Below are 16,856 nucleotides of genomic sequence, written 5' to 3'. Positions count from 1 at the left end.
CGTCAGCGGTGTCACCCGGCGAGTTCGATACGAAGGCCGTCGTCGGTGACGCGCACCTCCATCGTCTCGAACGTCCGGCAGTATTGCGCGACGTGTCGGCCGTCGCTGTGGTCGACCATTATGGTCTTCTCCAGGAGGGACGCCTCGTGGAGGCGTTTGACCTCCCGGTAGGCTGTCGAGAGTGGAACGCCAGCGCGGCAACTCAGCTCTTTGACCGTCAGTGGTTCGTCGGCCACGCGTAACAGGTCGGGAACTGCCGGTGCGCTCATCAGGGCGAACAGCTCTTGCTCGGCCATCGTGGTGCCGTTGTCTATAACGAGCATCGCGCCTCGCTATGGTAATCGCTCCATTGACACTTGTAGATTCGGGGGCGCTCGCCGCATCCGCCTTCGGTAGGGTTTTCGGACACCTCGCCGAAGCATCCTCCATGAGCGAACACTACGCTCCTGTCTCCGAGCATCTCGACGACGTCGAGGCCGCCCGGAACGAGGGACGCCGCAAGATGGACTGGGCACTCCAGCACATGCCCATCCTGCAGGAACTGCGTGACCAGTTCGAGGCCGACAAACCGCTCGACGGCGAGGTCATCGGGATGGCCATGCACGTCGAAGCCAAGACGGCGAACCTCGTCGAACTGCTGGCCCTCGGTGGCGCGGAAGTCGCCATCACCGGGTGCAACCCGCTTTCGACCCACAACGACGTGTCCGCCGCCCTCGACGCGAACGACGACATCACCTCCTACGCCGTCCGCGGCGTCGGTGACGACGACTACTACGCCGCCATCGATGCGGTCATCGCCCACGAACCGACCATCACCGTCGACGACGGCATGGACATGGTCTTCACCATCCACGAGGAGTACCCCGAACTCATCGACACCATCCTCGGCGGCGCAGAAGAGACCACCACGGGGGTCCACCGCCTGCGCGCGATGGACGAAGACGGCGAACTCCAGTACCCCGTCTTCGCCGTGAACGACACGCCGATGAAGACGCTCTTCGACAACGTTCACGGAACTGGTGAGTCGTCGCTGGCGACCATCGCCATGACGACCAACCTCTCGTACGCCGGCAAGAACGTCGTCGTCGGTGGCTACGGCTACTGCGGCAAGGGTGTCGCGAAGAAGGCCGCCGGCCAGAACGCGGACGTCATCGTCACCGAAGTCGACCCGCGTCGCGCCCTCGAAGCCCACATGGAGGGCTACGACGTGATGCCGATGGAAGAGGCCGCGAAAGTCGGCGACGTGTTCATCACGACCACCGGCAACCGCGACGTCATCACCCGCGAGGACTTCGAGAACATGAAAGACGGCGTCCTCCTCGCCAACGCCGGCCACTTCGACATCGAAATCAACCTCGAAGAACTGTCTGACCTCGCCGTGGACCAGTACGAGGCCCGCGACGGTGTCGACGCCTACGAGATGGAAGACGGCCGCCGCCTGAACGTCCTCGCAGAGGGGCGCCTCGTCAACCTCGCGTCGCCCATCGCACTCGGCCACCCCGTCGAAGTCATGGACCAGTCGTTCGGCGTCCAGGCAGTCGTCGTCCGCGAAATCGTCCAGAACGGCGACGCCTACGACGCCGGTGTCCACGACGTGCCGGACGAACTCGACCGAGAAGTCGCCGAAATCAAACTCGACGCGGAAGGTATCGAGTTCGACTCGATGACCGACGAACAGCGCGAATACATGGGCAGTTGGGCCCACGGGACGTAAGCGAACTCCCGCTTTTCTCGGGTTCTCTTTTTTCACGCCGTCAGCGACCGCGTTCTGTCCACTCACCGCCCCGCCAGATGAGTGCGACACCGCCTATCCAGCCGGCGAGTCGCATCGCATCGATGGCGATGGTAGATGGCTCCTTCCACCCCCATCCGGTCGGGACGCGCTCGCTTTGAGCAGGTTCGACCAGATAGTACTGTCCCCCGTGTTCGACGTAGTACGTCTCCGCCTCGTACACGCCTTCTTCTGTCACGGTACTCCTGCCGTTCTGAACTGCCCGCCGGACGTGCTGTGGCACCTCGTCGATGTCCTGGGATAGGGCGCGTTTGACCGTCTCTTCCGATACCGGGTCGAGTGAGAGGGTGAGCGTGCGTCCGTCGAGCGTGGCGTTCGGTTCGAAGTACCGACCATCCGCCCGGACGTACTCGAACGACCAGAGTTCGTCATCTACGCCCCTGTCTGGGTCGAGACGGAGTTCGACAGCGTCGCCGCGTGCCATATCGTTGACGACGGCACACTCGGCCGATTGGAGAGGGTTCCAGCCGCACGACGTGAAGCGGTAGGTGACGTGACTGGTGTGCGGAAGGTGGTCGATTGTCGATGCTTCGTAGGTGTACTCCGTCTCGTAGGAGACGTTCTCGGGGTAGAGGTACAGCGGGTTAGCCAGAAGCGCGACTCCGAGGAGGAGGAGGACGAACCCACGCCAGTTCTGGCGGTTCATATGGTTTCAAATCTGCCATGTTGGCAAATAGGTGGTGGCCTCGGGCTACCGACGGCGTCCGACCCCCGCCGCGAACAACGCCCCGAACACGGCGCCCCAGACGCCGTGGGAGACCAAGATTGGTGTCGAGAGGTTCGGGACGGGTGCGGGGATGCCGACGGCGTTGAGCCAAATTGGCATGACGAACCCGGAGGCGAAGACCCACAGGAACAGGCCATACCCCACGCCGAGGCCCGTCATTGCACTGGGTCGTTGGAGAACCTGCCACGGATTACGACGGGTGACGACGACGGCGAAGAGGATACCGAAGACGACGCTGTGGAAGATGTGGAGGACCCACCCGACGCCGCCGTTCATCACGCCGTAGAGTGCGCCGATGATGGCGAGTGACCCCGTGAGTGCTTGCGACACGAGGCCCATCACGACGCCAGCGACGACTGCCGCGATAACGGTGACGCCGAGCACCCACGGTGGCACACCGTACCCAGTCGTGTCGTCGACGCCATCGTCGTTCGGCCGTGCGAGGGTGACGGACACGACGGACCCGCTGTCACCGGCCTCGACGTCGATGACGCCGCCGTACTTGTCGACGACGAGGAGGCGAACGAGCGTGAGGCCAAATCCGGTCGTCGGGTCGTCGTACTCGGGGAGGTGTCGTTCTTCGACGACTGCTGCAACGTCGTTGGGGATGCCGGGGCCTTCGTCCTCGACGTGGACCACGACCCGGTCTGCCCGCGCTTCGAGACGGACCGAGACGTGCGGAGCCGCCGTGCCGGCGTGGACCACCGCATTCTCTATCAAGTGCTGGAGTGCAGTGTCGACGTGCGCGTCGGCCAGCGCTTGCACACCCTCGGGGGCGTCGATATCGAGTGACACTGTCGCCGTCTCGTGGGTCGAGCGAACGTCGTCGATGGCAGTCCGAAGGGCCGCGGGGACGTCTGTCGGCACCGGGCGTTCACCGGCCGGACCGACGATGGCCCGCAACTCGGTGATGGAGTCGTCGATACGGTCGGCGTTTCGCTGGATGACCTGCAGACTCGACGCGCCCGACGCTGTCTCCCCGGATTCGAGGTCCGCGTACCCTCTGATGACGTTGACTTTGTTCAGGACTTCGTGTCGGAGGATACGATTGAGTACTGTCAGTCGGTCTGCTTGCTTCGAGAGTTCACGGCGGTGGCGACTGTTCATCGCTGCCCGAACCCCGGTCAGGACGCCACCGATAGACCCGCCGATGAGGACGTTCGCGACGAGTGTCGATTGCGTGACTGCGCTCACCTCGCCGGTGTCCCCGATACCGACGAACGTCAAACCGAGGACGAGGACCATCGAGATGGTCCCGAGGACGCTCCACGCGGCGACGGTGTCGACGAACGACTCCTCGTAGGAACTCACGGCCAAGCCGATTCCGAAGACGGTCAATCCGAGTCCCAGCGTGAGGAACGTCGCCTGCCCGAGGAGGAACTCTCCGAGACTCGCGCCGGCGTCTATCGATTCGAGGACCGTGTATCGTGTCGCGAAGAAGCCGATAGCAGCGACGACGAACCCGCCGTATTTGACACCGTGCCCTCGGAGACGACCCATGTAACTGGTTCACGTTCTTCGAGACGAGACTTATTCTTTTGGTGACAACCACGTTACCGGGCTCGAATCAGTGGAGGACTGTGGAGAGTGTTCTCCGGTCGTCCCATTTAAGAAGGGCCACGGCCGAGTCACGAGCATGTCTTCGAACAGGAAGGGCGACCGACGCGAACGCGAACTCGTCAACAAACTGGACGAGGCCGGGTTCGCCGTCATGCGTGCCCCTGCCTCAGGAAGCGCGACGACGCGCGAACTCCCGGACGTGCTCGCGGGCAACGGTGACGTGTTCTACGCAATCGAAGCGAAGGCCTCCAGTGGCCGACCGATTTACCTCAGCGGCGAAGAGGTCGAAGCACTCGTCTACTTCTCTCGAAACTTCGGTGCCAAGGCGCGAATCGCGGTTCGATTCGACCGTGAAGACTGGTACTTCTTCCACCCCGGCGACCTCTACGTGACCGACGGCGGCAACTACCGCGTGAAGAAAGAGACGGCGCTGGCGGACGGCGAAGACTTCGACTCCTTCGTCGGCGGCCCGACACAGACGAAACTCGGCGACGCGGACGACTGACTGAGACGACTGCTCGCTGGCCGTCTTCTGCTGTTTCTCTGCGACTCGCCGCTCAGGCCCGAGCGAGTCGCTCGCCGAGCGAACGCGTGCCGACGAACCCTCGTTCGACGCGACTGAGTCGCGACGCCGGGAAGCGGTACGCCTGCAAGCCACCGAGTTCGGAGAGACCGATATCAACGGGGAGCGACCCGAGATAGACCGCTTCGAAGACCGGTTCGTGGTCGCCGTACTCGGCGTTGGTCTCGAACTCGGAGACGAGTCTCCCCACGTCTGTCGGCGTCTCGTCGGCGCGGGTGTGGAGTGCGCGCGTGACGACGAGGAGACTCCCCGTCTCCCTGTCGTGGACGAGGTCACCGGCGTGGTGTTCGTGTTCGTGACAGAGTTGCGGGCCACGGGCGTCCATCGGGACGAACGTCTCGTCGCCACAGACGGCACAGGTGGCGCGCCGGCGACCTGGCGGCGGGACCAACCCAGTCGTAATCTCGATAGCGACTCGGCGGAGGTGTTTACAGCGAGCGTGCCGGATGGCGTTGTCGGGGCAAGTGCAGGTTCTGGCCTCCACGTCGACGACGTAGGTGCCGCCGTCCGTCTCGACGACGTACCGGCCGTCGCGGAGGGGGCGAACGGCCATCGGTTCGACTCGCGCGCGGCGTGCGCGTCCAGTCAACCCATCTGGGGGGAGCGTGGTCTTCCGGCGCACCGGGCGGCGAGTCGACGCGGGTGTGTGTGCAATGTGCGTCATGGTGGTGCGGTGGCGACCCCCTCGTCGCACGGCGATTCGGGAGCCGTCTCCATCAGCGAATATAGGTGCCGAAGCGACCTAAACCCTCGTTCTGTGGGGAAATCGACCGTGTGAGTGGCTCTCGTCGGTCATCGACCCATCGAAGACCTTTTAGAACGGCCGCGGATACGTCGTCGCATGGCTATCGAAGCGGAGATGCGTCGGAAGATTGTCGTCTCCATGGTCGCGGTTGGGGTGTTCATCGCCCTCATCGTCGGCATCGGTGCGACCTACAACCAGAGCGGCTTGGTCGAGATGGGCGGCCTCGCTCTCGTGGGTGCTATCACGGCGTTCGTCCTCGTGATGGCAGGTATCGGCGTCTGGCTCTCTCGTTCGTCCTGAAGTCTCTCGGCGACGGTTCAGGTGACTGCTGTCACCCGCGTCCTCGCCACCACGTTCCACGCTGGTTCTGAGCAACAGCAGTCGCTCTCGGTCGTTCTCGACCGTCGCCACCCGGGGTGTCTCAGTCGTCGTCGCTCGCTGCTGCGTCGTTCGCCGCCGCGTCCCGGGTCGCCGTCTCGTAGTATTTCATCGGATGCGAAATCGTGTCGCAGCGGTCGTCGCGGTTCACACAGAGGTCGTACGCCTGCATCGTCTCACAGGTCGGTGGGGCGTACTGCGACCCGCTGGAGTCTGCGAGGATGGTCGCGCGCGCTTCCAGCGACTCGGCGTGTTCGTCGCCGACGACGCTACCGACCGCTTGGGGGTCGAGACCGACGCCGACGAGGAACGCCGCGAGCGTGAACGCCGCCTCGTTCGGCACGTCGTCGCCGTCTCTCGTCTGGGTCAGGAGCGCCTGGATGCACGGCGGGAACAAGTCGGGTTCGACCGAGTCTGTGTAGACGACGTTGACCGAACCTCGGTCCGACAGCAGGTTTCGGAGTCGCTCGACGTGTGGTTGGAGGGCAGACGCGAGTTGGTCGCCCGCGTCGCTTCCACGGACCGTGAACGGAAGGCCCTCGGCGACGCGGCGGCGGGTGGCCTCTCGGAGCAGGTCGTAGAGTTCCTCGCGAGCGACGCGAACTGCGCCGTCGGCGAGTGCGCGGTTGACGAGTCGCCAGTCGTCGCCCCAATCGGGGTCACAGTAGGTGAGGTACGGGCCGACGTCGACCCAGTAGTGGTCTGGGCCACGATGGGCGCTCTCGGCCGGTTCGGCTCGTACCGCGTCGGTCAAGTCGAACTCACGGAGCACGTCGTCGAGACTCGCGCGAGCGTCGCTGTTGATGTCGTCGTCGCCGGACTCGAAGTCGGCGAGCATGCGTTCGTAGGCCGTCTCCGCCTCTGCGCGGGCGTACTTGTCCACCGCCGCCGGTGTCTCGACCAGCGAGACGATGATGCGGGCGATGGGGTACGACAGGAGTTCGGACTTCGTGTCCCACGAGTAGGGGGACTCGGCTTCGACGGTGCCCTCCATGAGAGCGCGTTCGACGCGCTCGACCCCACGCTCGACTGCTGGGGCGTCTTCGGCGACGAGCGTCGCGATAGCCACGTCTGCCGATTCGACCGCCTCTCGGGCGGTGGCGAAGAACGGGTATCGAGCGTGGAGCGGGCGCATCCGCATACCGCCACGTTCCGGGTGCCACCCGATAAACGCGACGAATCTCCCGGTGGGTCGGATGTCGGGTCGTCGCTGCCGAGTCGGTGCGCCGATGAGTCTCGCGGCGGCGACGCATCACACAACCTATTACGGACCGCTTCTTCACCCTCTCACGTGCCGCACTTCGACTATCCGTGCCCGGACTGCCGCGCGACGACGAGCCTCCACGACGCCGACTGTCAGTTCGAGGGGACGCCGTGGGTGGACGTCGAACGCGCCTACGTCGATATCGTGTCCGTCCTCACCGGCGGACCGTGCGACGAGGAGACGCTTCGCCGCGAGGCACCGGGCGAGTGGGGTGCGCTTCAGCAATCTGCGCTCACGCGACTCAAGCGCGACGACCGAATCTCCGAGGCGAACTCCGGCGTCCTCCGTCTCCTCACCGCCGAAGAGTTCAGAGAGGAAGTGTCCGAACCGACCCACGAACCGATGCGGACGCTCTTCCGCTACGGGAGCGTCCCGGGATGTCACGACAACGCCGTCTTCGCCATGATTGCGTGGTACGAGATGGTCGGCCTGTCGTGGCCAGAGACGCGCGAGAACGTGGTGAACTGGTTGCGCGAGACTGGGACGTGGGACCGCGGCGGGTTCGAAGAGGCGACGCCACAGGAACTCGTCGAGAAGAAGCGCCACGTCTACGACGCCGGGTACGGGTGGAAAGAGAAAGCCACCTCGGCGAAGCGAATCATCGACCGGTACCGGGCCTGAATCGTTCGACTGCACTCGTCCCTGCTGCTTACGACACTCGATTTTCACCGCGCCCCGGGCGTAATGGTTAGGGATTTGTCGCGCGTCTGGTGAGTCGTGAGTGCACCCGAGTCGGCACCGGTTTCTGACGCGTCTGTCCCACCTGACGCGACAGCGAAGGGCACGCGACGCGCCCTCGCCGTCGTCATCGCCATCGTCTTCATCGACCTCCTCGGGTTCGGCGTGGTCATTCCGATTCTCCCGTTCTACGTCCGCAGTTTCGGTGTCAGTGACGTGTTCATCGGTTTCCTCGCGGCGTCGTACTCAATCATGCAGTTCCTCTTCGCGCCTATCCTCGGTCGAATCTCCGACCAGCGTGGCCGTCGCCCCGTCATCATGCTCTCGCTGGTCGGGAGTGTCCTCGCGTGGACCGTCTTCGGCCTCGCGGGCGAAATCGACCTCCTCTTCGGAACGACGCTCGCGGTGGCGACGCTCTTCACGTCGCGGATGCTCGCGGGCGCGATGGGTGGCAACATCGCCACGGCACAGGCGTACATCGCCGACATTACACCGGCAGAACGCCGTGCTGGAGCGCTCGGACTCATCGGTGCGTCGTTCAGCCTCGGGTTCATCTTCGGCCCGGCAATCGGCGGCCTCATGGCCTCTGACCCGGTGGTCACCGCCGCCCGCGACGTACTTCCAACAGTCGTGCCGGCGACGCGTTTCTCGTTGCCGAGTTTCACGGCGGCGGCGTTGAGTCTCGTCAGCCTCGTGTTCGCGTTCGTCTTCCTCCGCGAACCTGACCGACAGCGCGCGCCCGCCGGGTCGTCGACGACGACGCTCGTGACGCAGTTCCGTGACGCTCTCTCCGACGACAACCTGCGCGGACTGGTCGTCTCCTTCTTCGTCGTGTCGGTGGCGTTCTCGGGCATTCAGGTCATGTTCATCCCCTTCGCGGCGGACATCTACGGCTACGGCGAAACCGAGACGGCGCTGTTTCTGACGTACATCGGCCTGCTCGGCACGCTGAATCAGGGAGTCGTCGTCGGACAACTCGCGCGGCGCTACTCGGAGGCGAAACTGGCAGTCGTCGGCGCGACTGGCCTCATGCTCTCGTTGGCACTGCTCCCGTTCTCGCCGGAAATCGGGCAGTACCTCCCGACAATCGACGGCCCGGCGTGGTTCACACCCGAACTGTTGGCGCTCTTGCTCGTCGGCGCACTGTTGTCGTTCGGTAACGGGATGTTGAACGTCTCGCTCTCGACGCTCGTCTCGACGTCCGCGTCGGCCGAGAAACAGGGGAACGCGTTCGGCGTCACGCAGGGCGCTGGCAGTCTCGGGCGGACGATTGGCCCGCCTGCGATGGCCGCCCTGTACGTCCTCACCTACTGGTCACCGTTCGTCGTCGGGGCGGTCCTCATCGTGCCTGTCATCTACGTCTTGGCGTCGGTGGCCCGACGCCCCCGAGTGGTCGGCAGGTGACGTGTGCGGCCCACCGAGTCCCGTAAACGTTAGGCTGGCGCAGACTGAGACCTACCCGTGCTTTCGGTCTCACCCCTGGTGATACTCTGTATCATCGCGGCCAGCGTCTCTGGGTCTATCGCGACGGTTGCGTGGTGGGAGGGGACCGAACCCGGGTCGAGGTGGTTCTCGGTGCTGTTGCTCGCCGCGACGCTGTGGGCGGGGTCCTACGCGCTCGCGCTGGTCACGTTCGACCCGGCCCTCCGTATCTGGTTTCAGGTGCCTATCGAAATCGCACAGGGAATCATCGCGCCGGCGTGGCTCGCCTTCTCGCTGGCGTACACCGGTCGCGGCGAACTCGCGTCGCGTCGCCTCGTCGTCGGGTTGTTCTTGTTCCCGGCGGTCACTGTGGTCGCACTCGTGACGAATCCGATACACGGCCTCCTGTGGTCGAACTACCGACTCGTTCCCGTGTTCGACGCGGCGACGGTCCAGTTCGACCCGAACCTCTGGTACTACGTCCACGCAGTCTACGGATACGTCATCATCGGTGCCGGAATCGTCCTCGTCGTGGGGATGCTTCTCGAGCGACTCTCTCGGTATCGTGAGCAAGCCGTCGCACTCGCCATCGGGTCCACTGCACCGACTGTCGCCCACGTCGCACACACGCTCGGACTCGGTCCGTTTCCCATGGTGAACTTCACGCCAATCGCCCTCTCGGTGACGGGTGTGACGTTCGGATACGCACTCTATCGCTTCCAACTGTTCGGCCTCTCGCCAGCGACGGGGCGACTGGGGCGACGTGCCGCCATCGACGACGTGGCCATCGGCATCTTGGTCCTCGACCGGAAGAACCGTATCGTGGACGCCAACGCCGCCGCAACCTCGCTCCTCGGGTTCGACATCGGGTCGGCCCTGTTCGACCCACTCCCGACGGTCCTCCCCGGCGTCGACCCAGACGAGGACCGACAACTCGTCGACGTGACCGTGGACCGTCGACGCCGGACGTACGAGGTGACGATGTCGCCGGTCACAGACCAACACGACCGTCGCCTCGGTCGAACCGTCAGTATCTCTGATGTGACGGGGAGGGTGCGTCGCCGACAGCGTCTGGAGGTGTTGAACCGCGTCCTCCGGCACAACCTCCGAAACGACATGACCGTCGTGATGGGATACGCAGACATGGTCTCAGACAGACTCCCACCGGGCGAACAGGACATCACCGAGACGATTCGGACGCGGTCGAACGCCTTGCTCTCGCTCGGAGAGAAGGCCCGGACAGTCGAACGTGTCATGGCCGGCATCGACGCCAGCGCACGCTTCGACGCCGCTGAGACGGTCCGGTCGTGTATCACACCGGTTCGGTCCGAGTTCGACAGTGGGTCCGTGTCGGTGGATGCCCCAGATTCGCTTCTGGTCTCCGGCAGTGAACCTGCGGCCAAACTCGTCGTGCGCGAACTCGTAGAGAACGCGCTCGAACACGGCGGCGACGACCCGACAGTGCGCGTCACACTCCGCGAGGAGAACGCAGATTTAGTCGTCAGCGTCAGCGACGACGGCCCCGGCGTCCCAGACTACGAACGAACAGTCGTCGAGACGGGCGGCGAGTCTCCGCTCAAACACGGCAGCGGACTCGGCCTGTGGGCAGTTCGCTGGACCGTCGACGCACTCGGTGGCCGACTGACGTTCGACGTCGACTCGGGGACGACGGCCACGGTCCGACTGCCGCACTGGTGTCGGTTCGACGGTGATGACGACGACGGCGGCGACGATGACGACGGCGTTCGACACGCCGATTCGGCGTCATCCTGACGTTTACCTCGATACCATCTCGATAGAGAGACCGAGATGCGAGAGCGCCGCCGCTCACCGGCGTCCGAGTGCTGAAAGAGGTGGGAACGCGTCGTTAGTCGCTCTGGATGCGCGGGGCGAGCATGTACGTGATGGTGCCCATGCCCTCGGCAATCTGGTAGTGGAGTTTGACCGGGAACTCTTCGCCGAGTTCGATGGTCACTTCGGCGTCCGACGGAATCGCCTTGTTCATGTCCTTCAGGTAGTCGAGCGAGAACAGCGAGTCGGCGTCCCCTGCCTCGATGCTGATGAGGTCCGCCGGGGGAAGCGAGAGGTCCACGTCGTCGGTGTCGCCTTCTGCTTCGACGTGGAACGTCTCTTCGGCGCTGTCGACGCGGAGGCGGATGTGGTCGGAGACCATGTCGGCCGCCTTGATACCCCGGTCGAGGTGGTTGCCTTCGAGGACGATGTTCGCGGGCAGGTCGAGGTCCGGGATGTCCGGTTCCTGTCGAATCGAGTCGGGGTCGATGAGCGCGAGCGTGTACGACAGTCCGTCGATGCGGATGTTGAGTTTACGCGTCTCCTCGTCGAGCGTGAGGTGGATGAGGTCGCCCGAACCCGCCATGCCGGCGACTTCTTCGAGTCGCGAGAGGTTGACACCGATGACGCCGCCGTCAGCCTCGTAGGATTCGAATGCTGCAGCGTCGAGCGTGAGGTCCACCATGCCGACGTTCGCGGGGTCGACTGCGCGGATGGCGAGGTCCTCCTCGTTGAGTCGAATTTTACACTCGTCGACGAGAACGCTCACTGAGTCGAGCGCGTCCCGGAGCGTCGCGGCACTCACGATGGCCTTGAACATATGTGCCGTCGTACGACAGGCGTCTTAAAAATACTCCTGATTTGGACTAACCATATGATGTTCCCGCACGCCCTCTCGCGTGCGCGACCCGAAACGAGTGACCGACACCCGACCCAATCTCTGGTCGGTAATTCGTCTCCCGACGCCTCACAATGACTACTCTTGACATGGTATCACAAAATACCGAAACTCCCGAATTCGGGTGCCTAAGGCTTCGATGCGTTCATATGAGTGATTGCATAATTGGGTAGATATGGCCCGAAACGAGCAGACTCGTGTCGCGTTCGTCTGTGTCCAGAACGCCGGTCGAAGCCAGATGGCGACGGCGTTCGCCCGACGCGAACGCGACGAACGCGGCGTCGGCGAGGAAATCGACATCGTCACGGGCGGTACCGACCCCGCAGACCACGTCCACGACGAAGTGGTCGAGGTGATGGGAGAGAAGGGATTCGAACTAGCGGGGAATACACCGCGCGCCATCAGTCAAGACGAGATTATGGACGTGGATATCGTCATCACGATGGGCTGTTCGGCGGAGGGCATCTGTCCTATGACGTGGCGCGGCGACGCCCGTGACTGGGACCTCGACGACCCCGACGGCCGACCGTTCGACGAAGTTCGCGAGATTCGCGACGACATCGAGGCCCGCGTCTCGGCACTGTTCGACGAACTCGTGGGTGAGGCCTGACGCGACTCACCCGCGACAGCGTGGTAGACAACCGCACGGCCTGCACGGCAAGCCGAAGGCGGTATACGGCCTGATACGCTACTGACGCGCAACGAATCATGGCGCGCAAAGACCACTACTACAACAAGGCCAAACAGGAGGGCTACCGCGCCCGTTCGGCCTACAAACTGAAACAACTCGACGAGGAAGTCGGGTTGTTCGGCCCCGGGAACACGGTGGTCGACCTCGGTGCCGCCCCCGGTGGGTGGCTACAGGTCGCCTCCGAGCGAGTCAAAGCCAACGGCAAAGTCGTCGGTGTCGACCTCCAGCGAATCCGCAGCCTCGACCTCGACAACGTCGAGACCATCCGCGGCGACATGACCGAAGACGAGACGAAGGAGAAACTGACCGCGATAATCGGTGAACGCGGCGCAGACGCTGTCGTCTCGGACATGGCACCGAACATGACCGGCGAGTACTCGCTGGACCACGCTCGGTCCGTCTACCTCGCTCGACAGGCGTTCGAAGTCGCACAGGAACTCCTCGCCACTGGCGGGGACTTCGCCGTCAAGGTGTTCGACGGACAGGACCTCGCGGACTTCCGCGCCGACATGGAAAAAGAGTTCCAGTACGTGCGGTCGATTCGCCCGAAGGCGTCGCGCGACAGTTCGTCAGAGCAGTACCTCGTCGGCAAGCACTTCCTCACCGCCCCGGTCCGCAAAGGCGACGAACTCGACGTGGAAATCGTCGACGTCGGCAGCGAAGGCGACGGTATCGCCAAGGTGGAAGACTTCACCGTATTCGTCTCGGGCGTCGACGCTGGCGACACGCCGCGCGTCCGCATCACTGACGTGAAACCACGGTTCGCGTTCGCCGAACCGCTAGACGACTGAACGCGCCTCGCTCGCGTCTCTGCTGCGGTACTCGATTCTCTCTCCGTTCTCTCACAGACTGCGCCGCCACGCTCGGACGCTCCGCTCGACGGAGAACCATTCGGCACTGTCGGTCTACACCACTCGATTAGTCCAGTATCACGAGGTCGATTCGGAGTTCGGTCTGACATCCCTTCCACCCACCGCGACAGTGTCCTGTCGCGAGGATGTCGCCGAACGATGTGTACGTCTCGCAGTTCGGACATCGAACCCCCATCTCCATCCCGTCGCGCTCGGTGAGGCGGACGCGGCGCTCAACGCTCATCGCGTGTGTGATATGCTACCAAAAGAGATAAGCCGCGCGACGAAATGCAGTTTTCAGTCGGCGACCCACCCGTCGTCGGACGACGAGGATTCGCTCCCGAAGAGTGCGACGACGCCGTAGACGAGCGGGGTATCGATAATCGCGATAAGAAGCTTCAACAGGTACTGTCCGGCGATGAGTCCGACGAGGACGTTCCGTGGCAGTGCTTGCCCGATGCCGAGCACCGTCGGTGCGACGTAGAACGCGACGCCGACGAAGATGACCGTGTCGATAGCCTGACTCGTCGCCGTCGAGACGATGTTGCGAAGCCAGAGGAACGCGCCGTCGGTCAGGTCGCGGATGCCGTGGAAGACGATGACGTCCCAGTTCTGACTCACGAGGTAGGCGAGGAGACTGCCGGCGACGATGTTTGTCCCCGAGGCGAGCACGTCTGCGAAATTGGCCGCGAATTCGGGGTTCGCTGCGGGTGCGGCGATGGTACTCCAGACGAGTCCGAGCAGGACGAAGTTCATCGCGAACCCGACGTTCACCATTACCTGCGCTGGACGCCGGCCGTACAGTTCGGAGTAACAGTCAGACGCGAAGAAGGTGAGTGCGTACGCCAGCGCTGCGCCCGGGAGAATAATCGTCGCGCCGACGAGTGGGAGTTCGCCAAGTGCGGACGGGACCGGAATCGCCAGCAACTTCGACGCCGTCAACTGCGCCGTCGCCAGCGCGGTGACGAACAGGCCGACGAGGACGACTTGGCCGACGTTCGAGTGCCCCTCACTCATCGTCGACCAGTCGATTGTGTCGTTTGTCTATCTCGTCGAGGATGTCCAAATTCTTGCGAATCGACGAGCGGACTGCGTCGCTCCGATTCACGAACTTCTTGTCGTCGCCGACGTGCTCGTCTAAGTCGGCGAGCAGTTCGTCGGGAATCTCGACACTAATCTTGGCCATACTGGGCGATTATCACGAGAATACTTACGCCTTTTCAACAGTCTGCTGCGGCAAAATGTGGGCGAACGACCGTCGTACGGCCTATTCTGCGGCCCCGCGAGCGGGTGCGAGGTTGCGTCGGCCGCCGAACGTTATCACGAATAAGACGCCGAGTCCGATGCCGTAGGCGGCCATCAGTGGAATCGTCACCATGAACATCGTCGTGATGCTCGCCGGCGTGAAGATGGCAGAGAGTGCGAGGATGAGCACCGTCACCTCGCGCCAGCGACTCCGCATCGTGTCGTAGGTGATACCCGCCGTGTTGAGGAGCACCATCAGGATGGGTACGTCGGCGAGGAGGCCGATTCCGGCCGTCGTGAAGAAGATGAGCCAGAAGAAGTTGGTGATGCGGTAGGCGATAATCATGTTCGCCGCGATGGCATCCTCGACGAGGAACGTGATGACCGTCGGGGCGACGTAACTGTACCCGAGTGCGAATCCACCGAGGAGACCACCGGCGAGTGCGCCGGTCCACAGGAACACAGTCCGACGACGCTGTCGAACGACGTTCCGTTCGCGGAGTGCGGGCCACGCGAAGAACGCGAGGAGCGGAATCGTCGCGAGGGCGGCCAAGATAGTCGAGAACTTCACCTCGAAGATGAGCGCCTCCATCGGGTGGAGGGCGACGACGTTCAGCACGTCGTCGGGTGTCACTGCGTCGGGCAACCGACGGAGGAAGTCGTCGTACACTTCCTTGATACCGCCAGTGTAGAGCCACCCGAACGTAATCGCGAGCACGGCCATGAACCACCCGACGAGCCAGAACGCCCGTGAGGTGAGCGAGTCCACGATGAACGCGATATCTTTGTAGTAGCCACCGATGTCGTCTTCGTCCGTCTCACCGCCGGTGAGTTCGTCGAAGAACGCGCCGCCGGCGCGAGTCGCCCGGTCTTCGAGTTCGTCGGGTTGGTCGTCGCTCGCTTCGGCGGCGGCCTCGCGGTCCGCCTCTGCCTCGTCGAAGCGGTCGAGGATTGCCTGTGCTTTCTCCGTATCGCCGTCGTCGATTGCGGTGGACGCGAGGCCCATCGCTTCGTCTTCGTCGAGGTCGGCGAACGCCTCTGGCGGGGCGGCGCGGATGCCGTCTACGTCGAGTGCACCGAGGTCGAGTTTCGACGGGTCGCCGACGCCCACTTCGGTTCGTTCGAGGCGTTCGATGTCCCGGTAGACGAAGTACGCGACGCCGAGGACGACGCCGACGAGTCCACCGGCGACGACGAACGCGCCGAGGACGGCCTGCGACCCGGGTACGAGGAAGGCGTAGTCGCTGCCGACGGCGTCGAGGCCGGCGTTCGCCAGTGCGAGACCGCCGTACTCGTAGAAGGCGTAGACGAGCAGTCCGGCGACGACGCCGGTTCCCGCGAGGACGTTCCAGTGGGCCGTCGCCGTGGCCTTGATATCCATCTTCGCGCTGCCGCGCTTGGCCGTGACGACCACCTTTGCGAGGTAGAGACTGAACCCGTACAGCGAGATGACCGGTACGGCCCACATAATCTGCGTGAACGGGTCCGGCGGGGTGAACAGCGCACCGAACGCGAAGATACCGACCACAGCGTGACGCCACTTGTCTCGGAACGTCTCGTACGGGACGATTTCCGCGTACGAGAGACCGGTCATCGCCAGCGGAAGTTGGCTTGCGAGACCGAACGAGAGCGTGAGCAGGAAGATGAACTGTGCCCACTTCACGATGGAGTACGTCGGCGCGAACCCGGCGGCGTCTGCGTTCTGCGCGAGGAACGCGAAGGTGAACGGGAAGAAGACGAAGTATCCGTAGGCGACGCCGGCGGCGAACAACACCACCATCGTGACCAAGATGAGCGCCAGTTTCCACAGTGCAATCGGTGCCTGTGGCCACGCACCGCGCGCTTTCAGCGCGTCTCGCGCGTAGTAGATGAACGGTGGGATAGCCATGAGTATCCCGACGACGAGACCGATTTTCGCTTGGAGGAGGATGACGTCGAAGGGCGTCTGAGCGATAATCTCGAGGACGCCTTCGACGGAGGCGTCCATCTGTGCGACGGTGACGCCTTTGAAGAAGTCCCAGATGTAGAGTCTGAGGGCGTAGAACGACCCGAGGAACCCGACGAGGAACACGATGAAGACCTTCTGGAGGTCTTTTTGCGCCGCTCGGAGCATCGCGCCCGCGGTTTCACGGCCTGCCGCGAGTGTCTCTTGGGTGTCCTCGTCGAGGGCGCTGGACATACGTATGCGGGGAAAGCAGTCTGGCGGTTATCAATCTTTTTCACCGCATCCG

General features: G+C 63.7%; 18 protein-coding genes. 8 read left to right on the top strand and 10 right to left on the bottom strand.

Features of this window, described 5'->3' with window-relative positions; genetic code table 11:
• Positions 1–11 precede the first annotated feature (11 nt).
• Entirely contained in the window at positions 12–323 is a 312-nt protein-coding gene (locus tag GJR96_RS04475; protein ID WP_151161834.1) for a helix-turn-helix domain-containing protein, read from the bottom strand.
• 104 nt (positions 324–427) lie between these two features.
• Between GJR96_RS04475 and GJR96_RS04470 the strand changes: the two genes are divergently transcribed.
• Complete coding sequence (locus tag GJR96_RS04470; protein ID WP_151161833.1) at positions 428–1,714, top strand: adenosylhomocysteinase; 1,287 nt, start codon at positions 428–430, stop codon at positions 1,712–1,714.
• A 40-nt stretch (positions 1,715–1,754) separates the two neighbouring features.
• On the opposite strand, the gene GJR96_RS04465 is transcribed toward GJR96_RS04470, so the two are convergent.
• The gene (locus tag GJR96_RS04465; protein ID WP_151161832.1) at positions 1,755–2,438 is read right to left on the bottom strand and encodes a hypothetical protein; all 684 of its coding nucleotides are present in this window, start codon (positions 2,436–2,438) and stop codon (positions 1,755–1,757) included.
• A 45-nt stretch (positions 2,439–2,483) separates the two neighbouring features.
• A complete protein-coding gene (locus GJR96_RS04460) occupies positions 2,484–4,019 on the bottom strand; it encodes an ATP-binding protein (RefSeq protein ID WP_151161831.1) in 1,536 nt (511 codons plus the stop codon).
• Positions 4,020–4,155: 136 nt separating this feature from the next.
• Here GJR96_RS04460 and hjc point away from each other — a divergent pair, with 136 nt between their 5' ends.
• Positions 4,156–4,584, top strand: coding sequence for a Holliday junction resolvase Hjc (gene hjc / locus GJR96_RS04455; RefSeq protein WP_151161830.1), 429 nt, complete (start codon positions 4,156–4,158; stop codon positions 4,582–4,584).
• A 52-nt stretch (positions 4,585–4,636) separates the two neighbouring features.
• Here hjc and GJR96_RS04450 read toward each other — a convergent pair whose 3' ends face one another.
• The gene (locus tag GJR96_RS04450) at positions 4,637–5,284 is read right to left on the bottom strand and encodes an SWIM zinc finger family protein (protein ID WP_151163904.1); all 648 of its coding nucleotides are present in this window, start codon (positions 5,282–5,284) and stop codon (positions 4,637–4,639) included.
• Positions 5,285–5,503: 219 nt separating this feature from the next.
• Here GJR96_RS04450 and GJR96_RS04445 point away from each other — a divergent pair, with 219 nt between their 5' ends.
• On the top strand, positions 5,504–5,707 hold the full coding sequence (locus GJR96_RS04445; RefSeq protein WP_058571475.1) for a DUF7472 family protein: 204 nt from the start codon (positions 5,504–5,506) through the stop codon (positions 5,705–5,707).
• A 121-nt stretch (positions 5,708–5,828) separates the two neighbouring features.
• Here the strand turns inward: GJR96_RS04445 and GJR96_RS04440 are convergent, their stop codons facing one another.
• Complete coding sequence (locus GJR96_RS04440; RefSeq protein WP_151163902.1) at positions 5,829–6,920, bottom strand: DNA primase large subunit PriL; 1,092 nt, start codon at positions 6,918–6,920, stop codon at positions 5,829–5,831.
• A gap of 156 nt (positions 6,921–7,076) precedes the next feature.
• Here GJR96_RS04440 and GJR96_RS04435 point away from each other — a divergent pair, with 156 nt between their 5' ends.
• From GJR96_RS04435 to GJR96_RS04425, 3 genes are all read left to right on the top strand, one after another.
• Positions 7,077–7,670: a DUF7474 family protein gene (locus GJR96_RS04435; protein WP_151161829.1), complete on the top strand. Its 594-nt coding sequence runs from the start codon at positions 7,077–7,079 to the stop codon at positions 7,668–7,670.
• A 96-nt stretch (positions 7,671–7,766) separates the two neighbouring features.
• Positions 7,767–9,131 carry an MFS transporter gene (locus tag GJR96_RS04430; protein WP_151161828.1) on the top strand — a complete coding sequence of 455 codons (1,365 nt, stop codon included), beginning with the start codon at positions 7,767–7,769 and terminating at the stop codon, positions 9,129–9,131.
• Positions 9,132–9,209: 78 nt separating this feature from the next.
• On the top strand, positions 9,210–10,922 hold the full coding sequence (locus tag GJR96_RS04425; RefSeq protein WP_225317699.1) for a histidine kinase N-terminal 7TM domain-containing protein: 1,713 nt from the start codon (positions 9,210–9,212) through the stop codon (positions 10,920–10,922).
• A 94-nt stretch (positions 10,923–11,016) separates the two neighbouring features.
• Here the strand turns inward: GJR96_RS04425 and GJR96_RS04420 are convergent, their stop codons facing one another.
• Positions 11,017–11,760 carry a DNA polymerase sliding clamp gene (locus GJR96_RS04420; protein ID WP_151161826.1) on the bottom strand — a complete coding sequence of 248 codons (744 nt, stop codon included), beginning with the start codon at positions 11,758–11,760 and terminating at the stop codon, positions 11,017–11,019.
• Between the two features lie 253 nt (positions 11,761–12,013).
• On the opposite strand from GJR96_RS04420, the gene GJR96_RS04415 reads away from it, so the two are divergent.
• On the top strand, positions 12,014–12,448 hold the full coding sequence (locus GJR96_RS04415; protein ID WP_151161825.1) for an arsenate-mycothiol transferase ArsC: 435 nt from the start codon (positions 12,014–12,016) through the stop codon (positions 12,446–12,448).
• 98 nt (positions 12,449–12,546) lie between these two features.
• Positions 12,547–13,320, top strand: a complete 774-nt coding sequence (locus tag GJR96_RS04410; RefSeq protein WP_151161824.1) for a 23S rRNA (uridine(2552)-2'-O)-methyltransferase — start codon at positions 12,547–12,549, stop codon at positions 13,318–13,320.
• 127 nt (positions 13,321–13,447) lie between these two features.
• Here GJR96_RS04410 and GJR96_RS18035 read toward each other — a convergent pair whose 3' ends face one another.
• From GJR96_RS18035 to tatC, 4 genes are all read right to left on the bottom strand, one after another.
• Entirely contained in the window at positions 13,448–13,624 is a 177-nt protein-coding gene (locus tag GJR96_RS18035; RefSeq protein ID WP_191965808.1) for a hypothetical protein, read from the bottom strand.
• 53 nt (positions 13,625–13,677) lie between these two features.
• Positions 13,678–14,397 (bottom strand): queuosine precursor transporter, encoded by a 720-nt coding sequence (locus tag GJR96_RS04405; RefSeq protein WP_151161823.1) that lies wholly within the window; start codon positions 14,395–14,397, stop codon positions 13,678–13,680.
• On the bottom strand, positions 14,390–14,566 hold the full coding sequence (locus GJR96_RS04400; RefSeq protein WP_058571466.1) for a ribbon-helix-helix domain-containing protein: 177 nt from the start codon (positions 14,564–14,566) through the stop codon (positions 14,390–14,392). The genes GJR96_RS04405 and GJR96_RS04400 overlap by 8 nt, the downstream gene beginning before the upstream one ends.
• Before the next feature lie 81 nt (positions 14,567–14,647).
• Positions 14,648–16,804, bottom strand: a complete 2,157-nt coding sequence (tatC, locus tag GJR96_RS04395) for a twin-arginine translocase subunit TatC (protein WP_151161822.1) — start codon at positions 16,802–16,804, stop codon at positions 14,648–14,650.
• Positions 16,805–16,856 lie beyond the last annotated feature (52 nt).

It is taken from the genome of Haloferax litoreum (assembly GCF_009674605.1).
Lineage (GTDB): Archaea > Halobacteriota > Halobacteria > Halobacteriales > Haloferacaceae > Haloferax > Haloferax litoreum.
The sequence above is the reverse complement of the archived record's forward strand: the minus strand, read 5'-3'. Positions and strand labels throughout refer to the sequence as shown.